This window comes from uncultured Nitratireductor sp., from assembly GCF_913053745.1.
Lineage (GTDB): Bacteria > Pseudomonadota > Alphaproteobacteria > Rhizobiales > Rhizobiaceae > Nitratireductor.
Window position 1 is genome coordinate 30,453 of the sequence record NZ_CAJXGF010000003.1, and the last position, 22,561, is coordinate 53,013.

15 protein-coding genes and 1 tRNA gene are annotated in these 22,561 nt (G+C 59.5%); 12 read left to right on the plus strand and 4 right to left on the minus strand.

The genetic code is table 11. From position 1 onward, the window contains the following. The first annotated feature begins 1 nt into the window (after position 1). Positions 2-2,515, plus strand: coding sequence for a hypothetical protein (locus QZ638_RS01205; RefSeq protein ID WP_295805945.1), 2,514 nt, complete (start codon positions 2-4; stop codon positions 2,513-2,515). Positions 2,516-2,564: 49 nt separating this feature from the next. Then, a complete protein-coding gene (locus QZ638_RS01210; RefSeq protein ID WP_295805947.1) occupies positions 2,565-5,837 on the plus strand; it encodes a hypothetical protein in 3,273 nt (1,090 codons plus the stop codon). On the opposite strand, the gene QZ638_RS01215 is transcribed toward QZ638_RS01210, so the two are convergent. Next, complete coding sequence (locus QZ638_RS01215; protein ID WP_295805949.1) at positions 5,815-6,909, minus strand: acyltransferase; 1,095 nt, start codon at positions 6,907-6,909, stop codon at positions 5,815-5,817. The genes QZ638_RS01210 and QZ638_RS01215 overlap by 23 nt on opposite strands. Before the next feature lie 118 nt (positions 6,910-7,027). On the opposite strand from QZ638_RS01215, the gene QZ638_RS01220 reads away from it, so the two are divergent. The 8 genes from QZ638_RS01220 to QZ638_RS01255 all read left to right on the plus strand — a co-directional run bounded on the left by QZ638_RS01220 (position 7,028) and on the right by QZ638_RS01255 (position 13,955). Beyond that, entirely contained in the window at positions 7,028-7,795 is a 768-nt protein-coding gene (locus tag QZ638_RS01220; protein ID WP_295805951.1) for a hypothetical protein, read from the plus strand. Continuing rightward, positions 7,792-8,352 carry a 3TM-type holin gene (locus QZ638_RS01225; RefSeq protein ID WP_295805954.1) on the plus strand — a complete coding sequence of 187 codons (561 nt, stop codon included), beginning with the start codon at positions 7,792-7,794 and terminating at the stop codon, positions 8,350-8,352. The genes QZ638_RS01220 and QZ638_RS01225 overlap by 4 nt, the downstream gene beginning before the upstream one ends. Then, positions 8,334-8,672: a hypothetical protein gene (locus tag QZ638_RS01230; RefSeq protein WP_295805955.1), complete on the plus strand. Its 339-nt coding sequence runs from the start codon at positions 8,334-8,336 to the stop codon at positions 8,670-8,672. Before QZ638_RS01225 ends, QZ638_RS01230 begins: the two co-directional genes overlap by 19 nt. After that, positions 8,638-8,797, plus strand: a tRNA-Ser gene (locus QZ638_RS01235). The genes QZ638_RS01230 and QZ638_RS01235 overlap by 35 nt, the downstream gene beginning before the upstream one ends. Before the next feature lie 180 nt (positions 8,798-8,977). Beyond that, a complete protein-coding gene (locus tag QZ638_RS01240; RefSeq protein WP_295805956.1) occupies positions 8,978-9,736 on the plus strand; it encodes a cytochrome c biogenesis CcdA family protein in 759 nt (252 codons plus the stop codon). Positions 9,737-9,807: 71 nt separating this feature from the next. Then, entirely contained in the window at positions 9,808-11,163 is a 1,356-nt protein-coding gene (glmU, locus tag QZ638_RS01245) for a bifunctional UDP-N-acetylglucosamine diphosphorylase/glucosamine-1-phosphate N-acetyltransferase GlmU (RefSeq protein ID WP_295805957.1), read from the plus strand. A gap of 142 nt (positions 11,164-11,305) precedes the next feature. Then, positions 11,306-13,129 (plus strand): glutamine--fructose-6-phosphate transaminase (isomerizing), encoded by a 1,824-nt coding sequence (gene glmS / locus QZ638_RS01250; protein ID WP_295805958.1) that lies wholly within the window; start codon positions 11,306-11,308, stop codon positions 13,127-13,129. 121 nt (positions 13,130-13,250) lie between these two features. Further along, positions 13,251-13,955, plus strand: coding sequence for a DUF502 domain-containing protein (locus QZ638_RS01255; protein ID WP_295806004.1), 705 nt, complete (start codon positions 13,251-13,253; stop codon positions 13,953-13,955). Here the strand turns inward: QZ638_RS01255 and recG are convergent. Beyond that, positions 13,907-16,015, minus strand: a complete 2,109-nt coding sequence (recG, locus tag QZ638_RS01260) for an ATP-dependent DNA helicase RecG (RefSeq protein WP_295805960.1) — start codon at positions 16,013-16,015, stop codon at positions 13,907-13,909. The genes QZ638_RS01255 and recG overlap by 49 nt on opposite strands. A 106-nt stretch (positions 16,016-16,121) precedes the next feature. Here recG and QZ638_RS01265 point away from each other — a divergent pair, with 106 nt between their 5' ends. Both QZ638_RS01265 and mfd read left to right on the plus strand, forming a co-directional pair. Next, entirely contained in the window at positions 16,122-16,400 is a 279-nt protein-coding gene (locus QZ638_RS01265) for a succinate dehydrogenase assembly factor 2 (RefSeq protein WP_295805962.1), read from the plus strand. Between the two features lie 12 nt (positions 16,401-16,412). After that, positions 16,413-19,916, plus strand: coding sequence for a transcription-repair coupling factor (gene mfd / locus QZ638_RS01270; RefSeq protein ID WP_295805964.1), 3,504 nt, complete (start codon positions 16,413-16,415; stop codon positions 19,914-19,916). A 93-nt stretch (positions 19,917-20,009) separates the two neighbouring features. Here mfd and QZ638_RS01275 read toward each other — a convergent pair whose 3' ends face one another. After that, positions 20,010-20,693 (minus strand): DsbA family oxidoreductase, encoded by a 684-nt coding sequence (locus QZ638_RS01275; protein WP_295805966.1) that lies wholly within the window; start codon positions 20,691-20,693, stop codon positions 20,010-20,012. Positions 20,694-20,702: 9 nt separating this feature from the next. Next, positions 20,703-22,538, minus strand: coding sequence for an extracellular solute-binding protein (locus QZ638_RS01280; RefSeq protein ID WP_295805968.1), 1,836 nt, complete (start codon positions 22,536-22,538; stop codon positions 20,703-20,705). Positions 22,539-22,561 lie beyond the last annotated feature (23 nt).

Consider the following 22,561-nt stretch of genomic DNA (forward strand, 5'->3'; position numbering starts at 1 on the left):
CATGGCCACATTCAACGAATGCCTCGCAAATGCCGTCGCCGGCGGCGAACTGAGACGGGAGGATGCAGAGCGGCTGGCAGCCGATTTCGAGCGATTGAAAGCCATCCATGAAACCGGATCCTCGACCACGGCGGACACGGAAGCCAAACGTGCCCTCGAGGAGCTGCTTAAGGCGGAGAGCGACCATCAGAAGCGCAAGGCCAGGCTGGCGCTCAAATCGATCAACCGCATAGCGGCGCAGATCAGCAGCTATCGTGACGTCAAAGGCCATCCGGACGTGGCGAATGCCGCCCTCGATCTCCTGGAACACCATGGCAAGACGAATTACTTGCCCGTCGGTTGGTCCTCCGTTGACGGCCGCCAGAAGGCCATCGTTGCGGTGGCTCATAGCAGGATGGTATCTGCATTGTTTCATTTTCGGCGCGGCGCGTTCGGTGGCGACAGAACGCGCTGGAACCGCGCCCAGCTCGACAATGTGACCCGCGAAGCCTTTGGGCAGGATACCGACGATGTTGCCGCCAAGGCCTTTGCCAAGAGCTGGGAGGAAACGCACGAATGGCTGCGACAGCGCTTCAACGCCGCCGGCGGCGCGATCGGCAAGCTGGAAAACTGGGGCCTGCCGCAGCATCACGATGCGCGCGCCCTGCGCAAGGCCGGGAAACAGGCCTGGAAAGACTATATCCGGCCGCGCCTCGACGTGGCGAAGATGCGCCATCCGCTTTCCGGTCAGGCTGTGAGCGAACGCGAGCTGGACGGCCTGTTGGGCGACATCTGGGACAGCATTGCCACGGACGGATGGAACGATCGCCAGCCCTCGCGGCAACGCTTCGGCAAGGGGGCGCTTGCCAACCAGCGGGCCGAACACCGTTTTCTCATCTTTCAGGATGCCGACGGCTGGCTGGAGTATCAGCGCGATTTTGGCGGCGGGGGCGATCCCTTTGCTGCCATGATGGGGCACATCAACATGATGGCGCGCGATATTGCCGCCATGGAAGTGTTGGGGCCGAACCCTTCGGGCACAGTGGAATGGCTGAAACAGGCGGTGCGCCGCGAAGCCGAAATGAAAGCCGCCGGCGAACCGGCCAGATTCTCCGGCAATGGCGACCCGATCGACCGTTCTGCACGCATCGAACGGCGCATCGATGCCGTGTGGGGCTCGATCCGGGGCGAGCTCAACACGCCCGTAAGCACGAAAGCCGCCAATGTGTTCGGCGCGGCGCGCTCGCTGATCACGGCAAGCGTGCTCGGCCAGGCGGCACTTTCCGCCTTTTCCGATATCGGCTTCGCCCGTGCGGCCCGCAAGTATGCCGGGTTGCCGCAAATGGGCGCTGTGACCGACCTGGTAAAATCCTTCGGCACGGGAACGAAGCGCGAGGCGGTGGAAGCCGGGTTGATCCTCGACGCCGCGCAGCACGTTTTCCAGAGCCAGGCGCGCTATGTGGGCACGTTGCAGGGGCCGGAATGGGCAAACTACATTGCCGACCGCGTTCTTACCTGGTCGGGCCTGACGCCCTGGACACAGGCCGGAAAACACGCTTTCGGCCTGGCTGTGCAGACGGAAGTGGGAAAGCGCGCCTCCGTGGCCTTCGACAAGCTGCCCGATGCCCTGCGCAACACGTTCCAGCGTTATGGCTTCAACGCGCGTGAATGGGATCTGATCCGCAAGGCCCCGCTGCATCGACGCGACGGGGCGGCCATGCTGCGCCCCAATGAGATCTCCGAGCGCATCAACCCGCAGCTTGCCGAACGCTATCTGGAAATGATCCTGCAGGAAACCGAGTATGCCGTGCCCTCGGGCAGCCATCGATCGCGCACCGTGCTGGTGGACCAGAACCAGCCCGGAACGCTGTGGGGCGAGGCGCTGCGATCGTTCGGACAGTTCAAGAGCTTCGGTTCCGTGGTGTTGATGCTCCATGGCGCGCGTGTTCACGGGCTTCTGGCACAGCGGGAAACCCGTATGGCGGGCATGGCCTATGCCGGGTCGCTGCTGTTCACCACGGCGGCGCTCGGCGCGGTGTCGATCCAGTTGAAACAGATCGCCGCGGGCCGGGATCCGCGCGACATGACCGATCCCGCCTTCATGAGTGCCGCGCTTCTGCAGGGTGGTGGCCTGGGTATCTATGGCGATTTCCTGTTTTCCGACATCAACCGCTTTGGCGGTGGCTTTGCCACCACACTGGCGGGGCCGTTGGTCGGCCGCGCAAACGATTTTTGGAACCTGACAGCCGGCAACGCGGTGCAACTGGCAAGCGGCGAGAAAACCCATTTCGGCCGCGAGCTTGTGCGTTTTGCCAGAGGCAACGTGCCGGGCGGCAATATCTGGTATCTGAAACTTGCCGCAGAGCGCACGATCTTCGATCAGCTCGCCTGGCTGGCGGATCCGGAGGCGCAAAAAGCTTTCAAGCGCCAGCAGCAATATTGGCGGCGGGCAACCGGCCAGGAATATTTCTGGCGGCCGGGCGAATCGACGCCCGATCGCGCGCCGGCGCTTTCCGGTGCACCGCCCGCCAATTGACGCGCCCGCGCGCGGGCGATGATCGGCCATCTTCCCACGAGGTGACACGATGGCCGACACGCCCTTTCCCTATCCGAAAGAAACCCGCGAAACCGACATACTTGTCGGAACAGGTGTTGCCGATTATGGCCCCTTCGACTTCCGGATATTCGACACGGCCGATGTGGAGGTGTTGACCAAACCTGCCGGCCAGGCATTGTTTGCCGAGGCGGCGGTCACTGTTTCAAAGGTATCCGACGATCCGTTCGATCATTTCACGGTGCGGTTCGCCGAGAACATCACTTCGGAAACGCAGTTCATCGTCCGCGCGGTGCGCGTGCATGAGCGTCAGGTGGCCGTCACGAAGGGCGGCGCAATTTCCACCGAACAGCTTGAAAAGGAGCTCTCAAAGCAGGGGACCGTGCTTGAGGAGCTGCGGCGCGACGTCGACCAGAGCATGCGCATGGACTATGGCAGCGATAGCGTTCGCGTTGCCAGGCTTCCGGAGGGCCATTTCTGGAAATCAGACGACGATGGAAACATGGTGGACGGCGGCACTGTCGAGGACATCGAACACGCGCAGGCCTATGCACAGCAAGCCGAGGATGCCAGGGACATTGCAGTGTCCAGCTCAGAAACTGCCGTGGCGGCACGCGATGAAGCCGTAGCGGCCGCATCTTCAGTCCAGAGCAAGCAGAGCACCTGGGCCTTCGCCGAGGCGAACTATAGCCCGGTAGTGGCTCCTGATTTCATCGAAACGGCCGGCTATGCCTCGGCGGGCGACCTGGGCGGAACGCAGTATGCCAGGAACGGTGCAGCGAGCGGGCACCTGACGATCACCCTCGATGACGGCGTAACAACCGTTGGATATGACGTTGCGGACAAACACCCGAATCCGCTCATGTTTGGTGCTGTCGGAGACGGGGGCACGAACGACACGGCGAAGTTTGCTGTGCTTGAAGCCGCCTATCCGGGTGCAGCTATCAACGGCATGGGAAAGATCTATGCGGTGTCGGCCGAGCCTACCGGTGCGCAGTATTTCAATCTGACATTCAAGGTTGGCTCCAAGACAATTCGCAAATCCAAAATCGAGAAGGACCATCCGTTTGCCGGCGGGTCTGTAATGGTTAGCCCCGCCTTTGACGGGCAGGCCAATCAATCCGGGCCGATCTGGTATTCGGCGGAGGAGAACCGGCTGCATCGTATTCGCGGATTGCTCACACAGCACGGGCCGCATGACGGGGTTCTGATTATCTATGAACAATCCGAGGACGGCGGCGGGCAATGGATCAACGCCCGTTCTCTCTACGGGCATCCGGACAAAGCAGTATCGGGAACGACCGGTGGATTGATGGGAGGAGGCCGTTTCGGTCTCATCCTTGCAGTCGTGGAAAGCGGGTTGCGCACCTGGTATTTCATGTACTCCGACAACCAGGGTTCCACCTGGACCCAGCCGGTATCCATGGGGATCACCAACCGCTTTCCCTACGGCCCAATGTATCGCTATCCGGCGTCTGCCGGTGGTCACGACACTGATGGCTGGATCACATATGCTTATTGGGGGCCGCAGATCTGGGCCATCTACACCACGGACAACGGCGCCACATGGTCCGAAACTCTGGTGTTTGACGGCACGTCTTCCGGAACTGCCATTGGCGGTTCGGCATCTAGCATGACGATCAACGATGCCGACATTAACCGCAACTGGCTGCCGAACGACGATCTCCTCGTCAATATGAACCTGACAATCACCGCCGGGACAGGTTCGGGTCAAACGCGCCGCATCGCCAACTATGCTGGTGGCGTTGCTTCCGTCACGATTGACTGGGATACGCCGCCCGACGCGACAAGCGAGTGGTCGATACAGGGGCCGGACGAAATTGCGGTGACGCAGGTCAACGATGAGGCCAAGTGGGTTCTGTATGCTCGCGGCGCAGGCAACTTCCTGGCTGCCACCTCGACAGATATGACGAGCCTGGTCGGCAATGCGTGGAACGACAGCGGCATTGGCAACAAGGGACCGGTTGCCGGTGCAAGGACGGTGGGCGATAGCCCGTTCCTCTGGACGGCATGGGGAAAGATATTCTTCATCTGCCCGCGCCGCGAGAATTGGGGCGGCGATGGAGGCGACGAGAACGGCATGGCCGTTTGGGACCAGGAAGCGGACTCGCTGTTTGCAAACGGTGGCGTGTATGAAGTGACTGGCGGCTACAATTGGATGGAGCTTCCAAGCCGACCGACCGGTTTGCCCTATGTTGCCGAGACGCCTCGTGGCCCGATTATCACGTTTCGCGTGGGAGAAAGTATTCATTCGTCATCATTCTTCGAAGCCGCGACCAACCAGCTGGTGCTCATATCCGGCTATCCGATGATCAATGCCTTGAGTGCCCGTCAAATCAGGCCTGGCGAAAATCTGATGCACAATGCAGGCTTCGAGCATGCGGATCGTGGCGAGAGTTTTCCGGGAATAACGGAGAACGGAAGGCTAACGATAGAGCGCTGGAAGTTCTGGGCGTCCGGAGGGGACTTTGATGTCTCTCGTGTCGAGAATGACATCAAAGTCACGCGGGTGCTTCCACACCGGCCGCGTTATGCAATGCAGATCACTACGAACACGCCGTCTGATTTCAGTGGTCCGCAACAGGATTTTCGCGGGGAGCAGGCGCTCGTAAACTTCTGTGACAAGCGGCTGACGGTACAGCTATGGGGAATAGGCGAGCCGCCAAGTGTGCTGCAACTCAAGGCGCAAGTGTTTTACGGATCTGGCGGATCTCCAAGTGAAGCGAACAACATCGGGTTTCCGAAACCCGTCGTGATTGCTGGTGGATTCTGGTACGTCTCAGCAAGCATTACAACGCCGACGCTTTATGAAAAGTCGATTGGTTCATCCGCTAGCCTCTTTCGTATCGAGGTGAACAACGGGGCATCGGCAGATCCGTGGGAATGCAAAATTTTGGGCATGAAGACTGAAGTCGGCGACGTTGCCACGCCCCTACTGCCACCAGACCCGATCAGGGAACTTTCGAACTGCCGGGCATATTTCGAGCGGCTGGGCGGTATCACGGAGAAGCGTATCTGCGCCGCAGTTCGTGAAAACAGCACCCTTGCAATCGGCACGCTTCACTATTCTCCGAAGGTGGAAACCCCGCATTTCGGCATTGCTGGCGCGTTTACGATCGAGAACCTGAATACCGCCGTTCCAGCCACCGGAGTTACTTTCACGAAGATCGACAAGACAAGTGCCGATGTGAACATCAGTCACAATACGGATACAGGATATGAAGTCGGGCACCTGGTTGGAGATGGACCCTCATCCGTGATTACAGTCGATGTCGGCGCATAGGTGACGCTGGAACAGGTGACCTTGCATGCCGAAGCCTGCGGGCCGGCGTCTCGAAATAGGTGTATAGCAGCTTTGAAAGTACGAGAGTGACGGCCGTGCTGGCGGCGAGAAGCGTCAGCGTGTCGGCATCCCCCAATTGTAGCTTGAGCTCGAAAAACACGACCAGATGCAGGAGATAGAGCGAGTAGCTGATATCACCAAGGAAGACCGCCACTTTTCTGGCCGCTCCGGTAATCCTCGCTCTGGCACCCAGGACCACCACGCCTATCGACAAGGCGATCATCAGGGCTGACGGCCAGTCCGCAATTATCGTCACCCGATCCCATCCAGCGAGGTGGGGGAGTGTAACGATTGCCAGCAGTGTTGCCAGAGAAAGCCAGATGGAACCGCCAAACTTGGGCAACAGGTGAAACACCCGCGCGGCAAGCACGCCGGCGACAAAGTAGCAAAGGAACGTGATCGCCTGCGTGTATGGCGACCAGGTAGATACGATGTCCTTGTTTGAGTAGATCGCATGGACATAGATAAAATGCAGCATGAATGTCGCAATGGTGAGAGCCGCCAATGCCTTCACGCTTCGAAAGAGCAGGACAACCGGGAACAACAGATAGAACACTGCTTCGATGCCTATGCTCCAACCTCCTGGCGTCATGGATGTCGTGCCCGGATTGGAGAGACCGAACAACAGCGAGACGTTGACCAGGTACTGACTGAATCGGTCGAACGTGATCGGGTTGGAAAATAGCTGATATGTCACCACCGCCGTGTATAGCGGCATGATGCGAAACGCTCTCGCCAGAAAGAAGTCTTTGAGGCTTTCCGATGAAAGTGGTTTCTCGCCATACACATAAAAAAGCGTGAAACCGCTGAGAACAAAGAAAATGTAGACGGCATAAGTACCGGCGGCCGCGAAGTTCCCGAGCCCGGAATAGTAGGCATAGTGATAGACCATCACCGAGACGGCGCACAGGCCCCGGATCAGATCCAGGCCGATCAATCGTTCTTTGCTCAAGGCTAACCCCTCTGGATGCGCGCGATCGAAATAGCGTCTTCGTGGTTGCGCGTAAACCACCGATCTGCCCCGTCGCAAAAGGCTGGACACATCTGTCAGTCGGCACCTGTGCCCTCGATTCCACTTGACGCCCGTTGCGCCGCCTTAAGCTCCTCCCGTCGATCGACAGGAGGCTTGCATGCCAGATCAATATTACGTCTACCGCCCGTTGCTGGATTTGATCGGCCACACAGAAGGCACCGACAAGGGGCGCGGCTACAACGAGACGCTGGCTTATGGCGCTTACACGGGCGGCGACCGCGAGCTGATCGCCATGACGCTGGATGAAATCGACCATTTGCAGACGGCGATGCTTGCGCACCCGAAAAACAAATGGAATTCATCCGCGCTCGGCCGCTACCAGATCGTGCGGACCACGCTTCGCAAGATCCGCAAGAAACTCGGACTGCGCGGCGATGAACGGTTCAACAGGGCAATGCAGGACCGGATGGCCTGCTTTCTCCTGGGCGGCCGTGGCATCGACCGCTACCTGGTCGGCCGAATGAGCCAGGACAGCCTGATCAATGCACTGGCGCGCGAATGGGCGAGCCTGCCGACGACGCGCGGCAAGGGACACTATGACGGCCAGCATGCAGCCGTTTCCGTCCATACGGTTCGCAAAGTTCTCAAAGAGGTGCGCGCGCGTTATCGTGGAGAATCCACACAGAAGCCCGTCAGCGAGCAAACGCAGCCTGCGACACCCCAGGAGCCGCCGACGCCCTCGAAACCCGCTCCTGAGTCGCGCAAGGGCGCAGAGAAGGCAGGATTGCTTGCGGGCATTCTTGCCGCTTTCGGGATCGGCGGCGGGGCGTACGCCCCGGACAGGCTGGCAGCGTGGATCCTGGGCTCGCTTGTGGTGATCGGCATCGTGTTCGTTTGCTGGCGGATCTGGAGCCCAAAGAAATGAGCGCCACGGCAATCGCCATCCCGATCGTGCTCGAGGTCGCGAAGCGCGTCGGCGCGCCGATGGTGGAACGCGTGCTGACCGAGTATCTGGGCAAGCCCACGGGGGAGTTTGCCGGGTCTCTGGCGGAACAGGTCATAGACGCCGTTCAGGGGCGCACCGCCGGCAGGAGCACGGATGGCCTTCAAGAGCCTCTGGACGATGCCGTTTTAGACGTTGAAGCCAACGTCATGCCCGATCTCATTTTCGCCCAGGTGGAGCAACAGCGCGAGGCCAACCGGCTGCAACTGGCCGAGATGGACAAGGGGCCGACCTGGACGTGGGGCTGGCGGCCGGCAACCATGTGGATGATTGCCGGGCTCTGGCTGTTCCTGGCCATCATCGTGCCGATGATCAACCTCATGCTTGCGCTCATGGGCGCATCCGCGCATGTGGTGCTTATCCTGGACATGGGAACGCTTCTGACCCTGACCGGCATCTATATGGGCCTCTACATGGGCGGGCACACTGTCAAAAGCTCAATCGAAAAGGCGGCGGCGGCATGGGGCAGGAAACGGTAGAAAAGCAAAAGCGGCAGTGGTTCGACAGCCGCTTGTCGATTGGCAACATCATCACGATTCTGGTCGTGCTCGCCGGCGTCATGGGTGGCTGGTTCAAGTTCGACAACCGTCTTTCGGCGCTCGAGCGCGAACAGCAGATCAACAAGACGCTGCGCGAGCAGGAAGACATGCGCCTGAGCGCGCGCCTGGCCGCCGTGGAAAGCGATCGCCAGGACATCGCCGCGCGCGTGATCCGCATCGAGGAGCGCATTGCCAACCAGGGCGAGAAGGTTGACAGGATCCTGCGGGCCGTAGAGAGAACGAGCTGGCAGCCTGATTAAGCGACTCACTCTGAAACGGGTTTGCGGAAAAACTTTAGCGCCCCTCTGTAAGATATTGTTTTTCCTTATTTTCATGCAGACTTTTAATCAGTAGGTCCAGGGTTCGAGCCCCTGCGCGCTCACCACCGACTTTCTCGAAATCTCCTGTTGTGAGTGTATTTACCAGTATGCTGCCAGTGGTGACTGGCTGCTCAATCGCGACGGTATGCCACGGAAAGGTGATTGGCGTGTGCCCGTACCTCTGCTTATAGGGAACGTTCTTCGAGAAGCGCGCGGGTTTCGTGATTTTATGTTTGAGATGAAGCATGGCGATTGACGTCGGATATTTAAGCGCCGCGGGTGCCGGAGCGTTGTCATTTCTGTCTCCATGCGTCCTGCCGCTGGTTCCTCCCTATCTGTGTTACATGGCAGGTGTGTCGGTCGAACAATTCCGCGGCGAAGGCGCAAGCGGAACTGAAATTTCGTCCGGCACTAAAACGCGGTTTGCGCTTTTCGCGGCATCGTTCTCATTTGTGCTCGGCTTCACGACCGTATTCGTGCTGTTGGGAGCCGGCGCGTCCAGCGTGGGTGGCGTGCTGCGCGCCTGGCAGCAGGAACTCGCCATTCTCGCCGGTGTCGTCATAATCGTGATGGGGCTTAATTTCCTTGGCGTTGTGCGCATGCCTTTCCTGTCGCGCGAGGCGCGTTTCCAGGCCGGCGGCAAACCGGCCACCAAACTGGGTGCCTATATTATGGGGCTTGCCTTCGCTTTCGGTTGGACACCGTGCATCGGGCCCGTTTTGGGCCCGATCCTCACCCTTGCCGGCGGCCGCGATACGGTAGGGGACGGCGCATTGCTGCTCGCCATTTATTCGCTGGGGCTTGGTGTTCCATTTCTCCTGGCTGCATTGTTTTCCGGCAGTTTCATGCGCTTCCTCGCCCGCTTCCGCATGCATCTCGGCCGGGTGGAAAAGGTTATGGGCGGCTTTCTGGTGCTGGCTGGGATTCTCTTTCTGACTGGCGGTATGCAATCCATGGCCTTCTGGCTTCTTGAAACTTTTCCTGCACTGGGCAAACTCGGCTGACAGTGCATTGGTGTCGCCTGGGCGGGATGCTAAGAGAAAGCGAATCGTCCCAAGCACAACGGATTCAGCCCATGAGCGAACGCACCTGCCTTTCCGTCATTCTCGCAGCCGGCGAGGGGACGCGGATGAAAAGCGCCACGCCGAAGGTGCTGCACAAGATCGCAGGGCTCGAAATGCTTGGCCATGTGACGCGTGCGCTCGACGAGGCAGGCTCCGGTGACAAGGCGCTGATCGTGGGCCATGGCGCTGAAGCCGTATCGAAAGCGGCGGAAAGTTTTGCACCGGGTGCCGAAACGTTCGTTCAGGCCCAACGATTGGGAACGGGACATGCCGTGCTTGCCGCGCGGCCGGCCATCGCACGTGGATATGACGATGTTCTCGTGACCTTTGGCGATACCCCGCTCATTTCGCGCGAAGCCCTTCGGGCCCTGCGCGCGCGATTGGCCGACGGTTCCGACATTGTCGTCATGGGCTTTCGGACCGATCGTCCCGCAGGCTACGGGCGGCTGATTGAGGACGGCGAGGCGCTGGTCGCGATCCGTGAGGAGAAGGACTGCTCCGATGAGGAGCGCAAGATCACCTTTTGCAATGGCGGCGCCATGGGCATTTCCGGGGGGCGGGCGCTTGAACTTCTCGATTCTATTGGGAACGACAACGCCAAGGGCGAATATTACCTGACTGACATTGTCCAGATCGCGACCGGGCGTGGACTGACGGTCCGGGCAATCGAAGCCGACTACGAAAGCGCGCTCGGCATCAACAATCGTGCCGAACTGGCGAGTGCAGAGGCGATCTGGCAAGAACGCCGTCGCCACGCCATGATGCTCGATGGTGTGACCATGATCGCGCCGCACACGGTTTACTTTTCGCACGATACATCGGTCGGCCGCGATACCGTTATTGAACCCGATGTCTTCTTCGGACCGGGGGTGACGATTGGCGAGAACGTGACGCTGAAAGCCAACTGCCACATTGAGGAGGCGCGTGTCGACGCCGGAGCGTCCATTGGCCCGTTCGCGCGGCTGCGTCCGGGCGCCGAAATCATGGATGGTGCCAAGGTCGGTAATTTCGTCGAAATCAAGAAGACGCTTGTCGAACCGGGGGCCAAGATTCCGCATCTATCCTATGTGGGAGACGCGCGCATTGGTGCGAAGGCCAATCTCGGCGCGGGCACCATCACCTGCAATTATGACGGCTTCTCCAAACATTTCACCGACATCGAGCCGGAGGCGTTTGTGGGAACGAATTCGTCACTGGTGGCTCCCGTAACCATCGGCGCGGGCGCTTATGTGGCGTCAGGCAGTGTCATCACGGAATCGGTGCCCGCAGATGCGCTCGCTTTCGGACGCGCCCGCCAGTCCAATCGCGAGGGCCTCGGAAAACGTTTGCGCGAGCGCCTGGCAGTCCTCAAGGCGCGGCGCGGCTAACCGTGACATTAAGGCGCCTTCGACAGTGGAACATGCCTGATATGAACTGAAAGACTTGTTGATTTTCATCCGTTTCTTGAGCGTTCTAGAACATCCGCGTAAATCGGGGTTCGACTGTTTGGTGGGAGGCTGAGACAGCCATATGTGTGGAATTGTAGGCATTGTCGGACAAGCGCCGGTGGCGCCGCTTATCGTCGACGCTTTGAAACGGCTTGAGTATCGCGGATACGATTCGGCAGGTGTCGCGACGCTGGATAAAGGAAAGCTCGACCGCCGCCGTGCCGAGGGAAAGCTTGTCAATCTCGAAAGGCGGCTTGGCGACGATCCCCTCGGCGGAACGATCGGCATCGGCCACACGCGCTGGGCAACCCATGGTGTGCCCAACGAAGCCAATGCGCATCCGCATTTCGCCGAGGATGTCGCCGTCGTTCACAACGGCATTATCGAGAATTTCTCCGAACTGCGCGACGAGTTGAAAGCCGATGGTGTCGTTTTTTCTTCGCAAACCGATACGGAAGTGGTTGCGCATCTGGTGGCAAGGGAACTGAAGAACGGTGCTTCTGCACAGGACGCGGCCTTCGAAGCACTGAAGCGATTGCGCGGTGCTTTTGCGCTGGCGATTATGTTTCGCGGCGAAGAGGATCTGATCGTCGGCGCCCGCAACGGTCCGCCGCTCGCCGTGGGGCATGGCGATGGCGAGATGTATCTTGGCTCCGACGCCATTGCGCTTGCGCCCTTCACCAATGCGATCACCTATCTGGAAGACGGCGACTGGGTGGCGGTGCGCCGGGGTGGCATGGAAATTTTCGACATGGCGGGCCAGCCGGTGGAGCGCGCGCGCCAACAGTCGGTCGGCACCAGCCTTCTGGTCGACAAGGGCAATCACCGGCATTTTATGGAGAAGGAAATCCATGAACAGCCGGAAATGATCTCTCACACGCTCGCCCATTATCTCGATTTTGCCGGTGGCACGGTTGCCGATTTCGCTCTGCCGTTCGATTTCGCCAAGATCGAGCGCCTTGCGATCTCCGCCTGCGGAACGGCCTATCTTGCCGGTTTGATCGGAAAATACTGGCTCGAGCGCTATGCGCGCCTGCCGGTCGACATCGATATTGCTTCCGAGTTCCGGTATCGCGAGATGCCACTGCCGGACAACAGTGCTGCGCTTTTCATCTCGCAATCGGGCGAGACCGCCGACACGCTTGCTTCCTTGCGCTATTGCCGTGGTGAGGGCATTCCCATAACCGCAATCGTCAACGTTCGTGAATCGACCATTGCGCGCGAGAGCGACGGCATTTTCCCGACGCTGGCCGGGCCCGAAATCGGTGTTGCTTCAACAAAGGCTTTCACCTGTCAGCTAAGCGTTCTTGCTGCCTTGACGTTGAAAGCCGCGAAGGCGCGCGGGACGATTTCTGCTGAGGAAGAGAAGGCGCTTGTGCGCCAGCTTTCCGAAGCGCCCCGTTATGCCTCCCAGGCGCTCAAGCTGAGCTCCGGCATCGAAAAGGTCGCGCGTGAGCTGTCTCACGTTCGTCACGTGCTGTATCTCGGTCGGGATACGAACTATCCCTTGGCGCTGGAAGGCGCACTGAAGCTCAAGGAAATCTCCTACATTCACGCGGAGGGCTATGCCGCGGGCGAATTGAAACACGGGCCCATTGCGCTCATAGACGAGCAGATGCCGGTGATCGTCATCGCTCCGCATGACCGAATCTTCGAAAAGACTGTCTCCAACATGCAGGAAGTCGCGGCGCGCGGCGGGCGTATCGTCCTCGTAACGGATGAGAAGGGCGCGAGAAACGCGACGCTGGATACACTTGAGACGATAGTCCTGCCGGACGTACCAGAATTCGTCGCACCCATCGTATACGCTCTTCCCATCCAGATGCTGGCCTACCATACCGCGGTGATCATGGGCACCGATGTCGATCAGCCGCGCAATCTGGCGAAGTCGGTTACGGTCGAATAACGAAAGAAGGGCTGTCATACGGCAGCCCGAATTCCTATTCTATTGTTCAGCCTGGTGGCTTAATGTCCACCGGGCTGCTTTTCGTTAAACTGCCAGACTCGAGGCCCGTTTCCGCATCATGATGACTCGCTTGCGCAATTATTTCCTTACGGGCTTCATTGTCACCGCACCGCTCGCCATCACGGCCTATCTGGCCTGGTCGATGATCGGATGGGTCGATTCCTGGGTCAAACCCTACATCCCCTTCCGCTACAATCCCGACAATTATCTGCCGTTCGCCATTCCAGGGTTCGGCTTGATCGTCGCCCTGGTCCTGATCACGCTGATCGGCTTTCTGACCGCCAACTTTATCGGTCGAACGATCATCGCCACGGGCGAAAACATACTCGGACGCATGCCGCTGGTGCGCAGTGTCTATCGTGGTTTGAAGCAGATCCTGGAAACCGTGCTTTCGGAGCGTTCCGATACGTTCAAGAAAGTTGGTCTCATCGAATATCCGCGCGAGGGATTATGGGCGCTCGTGTTCATCGCCACCGAAACACGCGGCGAAGTACAGGCCGAAGTTGGTGATGAAGCGGGGCAAACCATCGCTGTTTTCCTGCCGACGACTCCGAATCCGACATCCGGTTATCTGCTCTTCGTTCCCAAGAAGGATGTCATCGAACTCAAGATGACCGTGGAGGAAGGGGCAAAGCTTGTCATATCCGCAGGGCTCGTCGCGCCGGAATACCAGGCAAAAACGGCCGCGCTTGCAGCCGAGGCAATGCCTGACACGGGTCAACCCGCGCGCAACAAGCGTATCGCTTCGTCGCGCCCGAACAAGTAGAGAAGCAGCCGGAGCGCCTGGCCACGCTGTGTCTGAAGTTCGGGGTCGCGTGAGAGAATCAGACGAGCATCGTCGCGTGCGGCCTGCAGCAAATCGACATGTGCCTCGATCCGCGCGACGCGAAAACCCGGCGTGCCGGATTGCTTCGTGCCCAGAAGATCGCCTTCGCCACGCAGTTTGAGATCTTCTTCGGCAATGACGAACCCGTCTTCCGTTTCGCGCATCACCTCCAGCCGCCGGGTTGCGGTCTGGCCGAGCGGCCCCTTGTAGACCAGCACGCAGGAGGAGGCGAGTTCGCCGCGCCCGACGCGCCCGCGCAACTGATGAAGCTGTGCGAGACCGAAACGCTCTGCATGTTCGATAACGATGATCGTCGCGTCGGGCACATCCACGCCCACCTCGACCACGGTCGTGCCGACCAGAATTCGCGTTTCGCCGGTCTTGAAGGCACGCATGGCTTCATCTTTCTCGATCGGTTTCATGCGCCCATGGATAAGTCCCGCGGCATCGCCGAAAACCTTTTGAAGCGAAGCGTGCCGATCCTCCGCCGACATCAGTTCGAGCTGTTCGGATTCTTCGACGAGCGGGCAGATCCAATAGACTTTCTGCCCCTCTGAAAGCGCTGTTCTCAGCCGTTCTACCAGTTGCGGCAAACGTTCCACCGGTAGCGTCACCGTACGGATCGGTTGACGTCCAGCCGGCTTTTCGGTCAGGCGCGATACATCCATGTCGCCAAACGCCGAGAGCACGAGAGTGCGCGGGATCGGGGTTGCTGTCATGACAAGCATGTCCGGAGCGTTGCCCTTGGCGGTTATCGCCAGTCTCTGATGCACGCCGAAGCGGTGCTGCTCGTCGACCACTGCAAGAGAAAGATCCGCGAATTGCACGCTTTCTTGAAAAAGGGCATGGGTTCCGATCACGAAATCGACGACCCCAGAGGCGATCTGGTCGAGAATGCGCTGGCGCTCCTTGCCTTTCTCACGCCCTGTCAGGACCGCGACACTGAGACCGGCGGCCTCTGCCAAGGGGGTTATTGTCGCTGCGTGTTGGCGGGCGAGAATTTCCGTCGGAGCCATAAGGGCCGACTGACCTTGCGCCTCGGCGGCACGGGCCATGGCGAGCAATGCCACGACGGTCTTGCCTGCGCCGACATCTCCCTGAAGAAGACGCACCATGCGCTCCGAACTTGCGAGATCGGCATGTATGTCGCGCACCGCGTTCTCTTGCGCGCCCGTCAACTTATAGGGCAGGGCGGTTCGGATCTTATGTTCGAAGCGGCCATCGCCGATCAGAGGGCGACCCGAGAGGCGTTTTACCTTCGCGCGCACCAGCGCAAGCGAAAGCTGTCCGGCCAGAAATTCGTCATAGGCGATGCGTCGCCAAAACGGGCTTTCAGGCTGAACGTCCTCGGGCGTTTCAGGGTCGTGGAGCCTATGCAACGCATGTGAAAATGACGGCAGCCTGTTTCGCGAAATGAATGTTTCGTCCTGCCATTCCGGCAGGTTCGGCAGCCGCTCCAGCGATTGTGCAATGGCGCGGCGCAGGATTTTCGACGAAAGGCCGGCCGTCAGTGGATAGACCGGCTCGAGCGTCGGCAATGTATGCGCTTCGGCTGCCGGCACGATGAAATCGGGATGCACCATCGATGCACGACCGTTGAACCACTCCATCCGGCCGCTCACCAGAACCTGCCCGCCTTCCGGGAGAATTTTCTCGATCCACGGCGCGCGTGCGTGGAAGAAGGTGAGGGAGATCTCGCCGGTTTCGTCGAAGGCGAAGACCCGGTAGGGGACATTCTTGCGGCCGGGCGGTGTGGGATGGTGGCGCCCCACGGTGACGTCCAGTGTAACGATGCCGCCTTCCTGGGCGTTGGCGATGCCGGGGCGGTTTCGCCGATCTATAAGTGAATGGGGGAGTACGAACAGCAGGTCGCCGACCCGCAAGGCGCGGCCAGACGCGTCCCCCGGGACGATATTCGCGAGAAGATCGGCAAGCTTCGCGCCCACACCGTCGAGGGCGGTCACCGGGGCGAATAGGGGATCGAGAAGCGAAGGGCGCATGATGTCATGATTAAAGCGCAAATTCGACGACGCAAGGCTGACAGACGCTCATGCACACGCTATATCCGCCCGGGCGATCGACGCCGCATACCACGAAGGCGAAACCATGACAGGCACCACCCGCTCCAGCCACGATCTAGACCCGCGCCGTCGCCGTGCGCTTGTGCGCTCCTGGAGACGGGGAACGCGCGAGATGGACCTTGTGCTCGGCGGTTTCGCCGATGCCGAGATCGACCGGCTGACAGATGAAGAAATGGATCAGCTCGAGGCCATCCTGGACATCCCGGACACGCAACTTTTCAAATGGGTAACGGGCGAGGCGGCGCTCCCGCGGGAATACGACACCCCTTTGTGGGCGCGTATAACCGCGTCGCGGGGACACTGAGGCACGACGCTGATGAGCCTTATGGATGTTTTGAAACTGCCGCGCGAGGGCGCTGGCGCTCTGACCGTGGATGGTGTCGCCGACGGTTTTGAGGCCTTTGCGCTGAGCGTGGTGGCGCGCGAGGTGGCACCCGACGGTCCGACGATCTTCGTTCTCCGCGACGGGCAGCGTCTGCCGGCGCTCGTCGATACGCTACGGTTTGCCGATCCTGGATTGCCCGTTCTGGACCTGCCGGCCTGGGATTGCTTGCCGTATGATCGTGTGTCGCCGGGGGGAGATGCGGCCGCTCGGCGACTTGCGGCGATGGGTGCCATGGCCGAGCTTCGCAGGGTGCCGCATCGCGCGATCGTGATCGTCAGTGCCAATGCGCTTTTGCAGCGCATGCCCCCGGCGGATCAGATCGGCGCTCAGGGCTTTTTTGCGCGCCCCGGAAATCAAGTAAACATGACCGCGCTTACAGGAAGGCTGGAAACGAGCGGTTTCGAACGTGTGTCCACCGTTCGCGACGTTGGCGAATATGCGGTGCGCGGCGGTATTCTCGATCTATTCGCCCCCGGCTGGGATGAGGCGCTGCGGCTCGACTTCTTCGGCGACACACTCGAATCGGTCCGCGCCTTCGATGTGGCGACCCAGCGCACCGTTGGCCAGCGCACCGAAGTTGCACTTCAGGCGATGAGCGAGATCACACTTACGTCTGATGTGATCAGCCGGTTTCGGCGCAACTATATCGAGACTTTTGGTGCGCCCTCGCGCGACGATGCGCTTTATACGGCCGTTACCGAGGGGCGACGTTTTGCCGGTATGGAGCACTGGCTTCCATTGTTTCACGAACGCCTTGAAAGCGTCCTCGATTACCTTCCTGAAGCACCTGTGGTGTTCGATCATTTGGCCGAAGAGGCGCTCGGTGAGCGTCATGCACTGGTTGTCGATCATTACGAGGCCCGTCGCGTGCAGATGGAGGGAAGCGAGTTGGGCGGTGCGGTTCCCTACAAACCCGTTGCACCCCAGACTCTCTATCTCGACCCGGATGAGGTGCGTGCGGCGGCGAGTGCCAGACGCGTGATCCACTTTACGCCGTTTGCAACGCCGGAGACCGGCAAATCGCGCGTTTATCACGCCGGGGCGATGGCTGGGCGCAACTTTGCCGAGGAACGTGCCGATCCCAATGCCAATGTTTTCGACCATGCCGTCAAGCACATCGGTGCGCTGCGCGCCAATGGCAAGCGTGTGTTGATTGCCGGTTGGACTGAGGGTTCTGCCGAGCGTCTTTCGCAGATTCTCGCCGAACACAGTTTGGGCAATGTCGCGCGTGTCGACACCCTGGCGGAGCTGGAAAAGCGTCCGCAAGAGCAGGCCGGAATCGGTATTCTCCCGTTGGAAGCCGGTTTCGAGACGGCGCGATTTGCCGTTATAGGCGAACAGGATATTCTCGGCGATCGTTTGGTACGCCGTGCGAAGAAGCGCAAGAAAGCGTCCGATTTCATCGCCGAAATTGCCGCGCTTTCGGCCGGCGATATCGTTGTTCATGCCGATCACGGGATCGGACGGTTTATCGGCCTCAAGACCATCGAGGCTATGGGTGCCCCGCATGATTGCCTCGAATTGCGCTATGCGGGTGACGACCGGCTTTTCCTGCCGGTCGAGAACATCGAACTCTTGTCACGCTATGGCTCCGACGGGCCGGACACAATGCTTGACAAGCTTGGCGGTGTCGCCTGGCAGTCACGCAAAGCGAAGCTCAAGAAGAAGCTTCTGGAAATGGCTGGGCATCTTATCCGCATTGCCGCGGAACGTGAAATGCGCCCCGGCGTGAAGCTTGCGCCGCCCGACGGTCTCTATGGGGAGTTTGCCGCGCGTTTTCCCTATGAGGAGACGGACGATCAGCAGACAGCCATCGACGCCGTGATCGACGATTTGAGCTCCGGGCGGCCCATGGACCGGCTGATTTGTGGCGATGTGGGGTTCGGAAAGACGGAGGTCGCCCTGCGTGCTGCGTTCGTCGCAGCCATGGAAGGGCTGCAAGTTGCGATCGTTGTTCCCACCACGCTTCTTGCCCGACAGCATTTCAAAACGTTTCGCGACCGGTTCGCCGGCCTGCCACTGCGTGTGCGTCAGGCATCCCGGCTTGTCGGGTCGAAAGAGCTTTCCGAGACCAAGAAGGGGCTTACGGACGGTACGGTCGACATCGTTGTAGGCACGCATGCGCTTCTGGGCAATTCCGTTACATTCAAGAATCTCGGCCTTCTCATCATCGATGAGGAGCAGCATTTCGGTGTCAAGCACAAGGAACGTTTGAAGGATCTGAAGTCGGACATTCACGTTTTGACGCTCTCGGCCACCCCGATCCCGCGAACCCTGCAGCTTGCACTGACCGGTGTGCGCGAGCTGTCGCTCATAACGACGGCGCCTATGGACCGTATGGCCGTGCGCAGCTTTATCTCTCCGGTCGATCCGCTGGTCATACGAGAGACGCTTTTGCGAGAGCGCTATCGTGGCGGGCAGAGTTTTTACGTCGTCCCGCGCACCTCCGATCTGGCCGAGGTGCGCGACTTTCTGAACGAACATGTGCCCGAACTGAAAGTGGCCACGGCGCATGGGCAGCTACCGCCCGGCGAACTCGATGACATCATGAACGCGTTCTACGATGGGCAGTACGATGTTCTTCTATCGACGACGATTGTTGAATCGGGCCTCGACATTCCCACCGCCAACACGCTGATCGTTCACCGCGCGGATATGTTCGGTCTCGCGCAGCTCTATCAGTTGCGAGGTCGCGTTGGCCGTTCCAAGGTGCGCGCCTATGCTCTCTTCACCCTTCCGCCCAATCGGACACTCACGACTACGGCCGAACGGCGGCTCAAGGTTCTGCAATCGCTCGACACACTTGGCGCGGGATTCCAGCTTGCAAGTCACGATCTCGATATTCGCGGTGCCGGCAATTTGCTCGGCGAGGAACAGTCGGGGCATATCAAGGAGGTCGGCTACGAGCTTTATCAGCAGATGCTGGAGGAAGCGGTTGCCGAGTTGAAGGGTTCAGAGGAGGCCGCCGACACAGGCTGGTCGCCGCAGATCACCGTCGGAACCGCAGTGATGATACCCGAAAACTATGTTTCGGATCTCCAGTTGAGGCTTGGCCTCTACCGTCGCATTGCCGAATTGGAAACGCCGGAGGAGATTGACGCTTTCGGTGCGGAATTGATCGACCGTTTCGGTGCCCTTCCGCAAGAAGTTGAGCATCTCCTCAAGATTGTCTTCATCAAGGCACTTTGCCGCAAAGCCAATGTGGAGAAGCTGGATGCCGGCCCGAAGGGCGTTGTGGCACATTTCCGCAATCAGGAGTTTCCGGATCCGGTGGGGCTTGTGCGTTTCATCGGCGAGCAGGGTTCACTTGCCAAGATACGACCCGATCAGAGCATCGTTTTTATCCGCGACTGGCCGACGCCCGAGAAACGACTTGCAGGCGCTGCTGTCATCATGACGCAACTTGTGCGACTGATCGACAAAAAGGCAGCCTAGCAGAACAGTCGACACGAAGACAAAGAAAAAGAACTAAAATCAACATTTTATGATTTTTCTCTAAGGTGGTGGTTTCACAGCGGGCTGAAAAACTCAGGTCTGATCCTTTTGCAAAGTGCCGTCGGCCTTTGCTTGAGCGACCTGACGGACGGCGTCCGCGAGCGTCGCAGCCTCCTGCGCTCCCACCACCGCATAACGCCCCTCGAGCAGAAAGCAGGGCACGCCGGTAACACCCATTTGCTGCGCCGTCGCGATTTCCTGTTCGACCTCGGCTTTGTCGGCATCCGTTGCAAGCAGCGTTTCCACCACGGCGGCGTCCATGCCCGCATCCTTCGCGGCTTCGATCAGAATGGCGGGATCGCCGATGTTCATGCCTTTTTCGAAATAAAGTGCGAAAAGGATACCGACGAGACCGTCCTGGACACCTGGTTCCGCCGTTGCCGCCCAGCGGATCGCTCGATGCGCGTTCAGCGTATTGGGGGCGGTCTCGATTGCATCGAAATCGAAAGCGATGCCTTCGGCCTGTCCAACCGCGCTGATTTGCTCGTGCATCTGACGAATACGCGCCTCGTCGCCAAACTTGTCGGTCAGATAAGCGTGGCGGCTTTTGCCTTCGGGCGGAATTGTCGGGTCAAGCTGAAACGGGCGCCAGCGCAAATCCACGGCCACTTCGGGCGCCGCCTCCAGAGCTTTTTCGAGGCGCGCGCGACCGATGTAGCACCAGGGGCAGACGACGTCGGAAACGACGTCGATGGTGATGGGGAGGGGATGCGCCATGGTTTCTGCCTATTCCGATTCCGGTTTGTGCCACCAGGTCTGCAGTTTATAGCCGTAAAGCGGGGTTTTCTCCGGATGATCCAGATCGTTCCAGTAAGCAACCCATTCGTCGCTGTCGTGCTGCATCGGTACGACATACGCACCGGACATCAACAGCCGATCGAGGGCACGGACGGCTGCGGCATAGTCGTCCATGTCACGTGCATTCAACATCGCATCGATCATCGCATCGATGGCGGGATCGGCTGCGCCGGACAGGTTGAACGTTCCTTCGGCTTTGGCGGCATCGGATCCCCAGCGCGTCAGTTGCTCGATGCCTGGCGAGAGTGAACCGGAAAAACCCACGGAGGCGATGATGACGTCGAAATCGTAGCGCTGCTTGCGTTGCTGGGCCTGTGAATCGTCCAGAAGCCGGATCGAAACACCCACACCGATCTTCCGCAGGGCCCTTTGGAAAACCGCCGCAAGGCGTTCGCCTTCCTCAGACGTCACCAGGATTTCAAAGGTCAGGGCCTCTCCGTCGGCGTTCACCAGCGCATTGCCCTTAAGGTTGTAGCCAGCCTCGTTGAGCATTTGCAATGCCTCCCGCATCTGTTCGCGGCCGACAGGTTTGCCGGCAAGGTCCGACTTTCCATAGCTTCCTTCCATCACCTCGGGCGTGACACGGTCGACATAGGGTTCAAGCAGCGCGCGTTCGCGCGCATCCGCCGGTTTGCCGAGTGCGGAAAGGTGCGATCCCTGCCAGTAGCTGAGTGTGCGTTCATACTCGCCGCGCAAGATGTTCTGGTTCACCCAGCCGAAATCATAAAGCTTTGTCAGGGCACGACGCACACGCGGATCGGAGAATTTTTCGCGGCGCGTGTTGAAGAAGAAGCCGGAGACGGCGGGCGGAATCCCGTTGGTGAAGGTTTCGCTGACGACCTTGCCTTCGCGCGCCGCGGGAAAGTCTATGCCGCGCTGCCGTCTTACAGGATCGGACTCCGCATATACCGAGCAAATCCCCTTCTTGAACGCTTCCACGAGAGAATTCACGTTGAGGAAATATTCGATCGTGACCTCATCGAAATTGTCGAAACCGCGCTTGGAGGGAATATTTTCGCCCCAGTAATCCTCGTTTCGAGTGAAGACGATGCGTCGACCGGGCTCGACTTTTGAAATGCGGTAAGCACCGCTGCCGGTCACCGGCTTCAATGTGGTCTGGTCGAATGTCTCGATATTGAAGGCATGCTCCGGAACGATTGGAGTCATGGCGACGATCAAAGGAAATTCACGGTCTGCCTTGTCGTTGAACGTGAAACGCACGCTGTGATCGCCGGTTTTTTCGATTTTCTCGATCTTCGCCATGCGGCTTGAATAAGGGGGGCGACCTTTTTCCGTATAAGCTTCGTAACTGAAGATGACGTCTTCCGGAGTGACCGGTTCGCCATCCGACCATTTGGCGTCGGGGTCGAGATTGAACTCCGCGTAACTGCGTGCTTCGTCCATAACGACGCTTTCGGCGAGAAGCCCGTAGAGGGAAAACGGCTCGTCGGCGCTGCGCATCATCAGCGGCTCGAAGACCAGATTTCCGAAAATCGTGTCGATAACGCCACGTGCCGTGGTGCGCATGCTCTTGAGAATGAACGGGTTGAGGTTATCGAAGGAACCGACCACGCAATAGGTCACGTCGCCGCCCTTCGGAGCATCGGGATTGGCATAGGGGAAATGGCTGAAATCGGCAGGCAGTGCCGGAATGCCGTGCATGGCAACACCGTGCTTGGGCGCATCATCGGCCGCCAAGGCGGCGCCCGATGCGATCAAGTTGACCGAAATGGCGAAACAAATGGTTTTGAGGGCTGGAAACATCGACGCACCTTAGCCGGATCTTC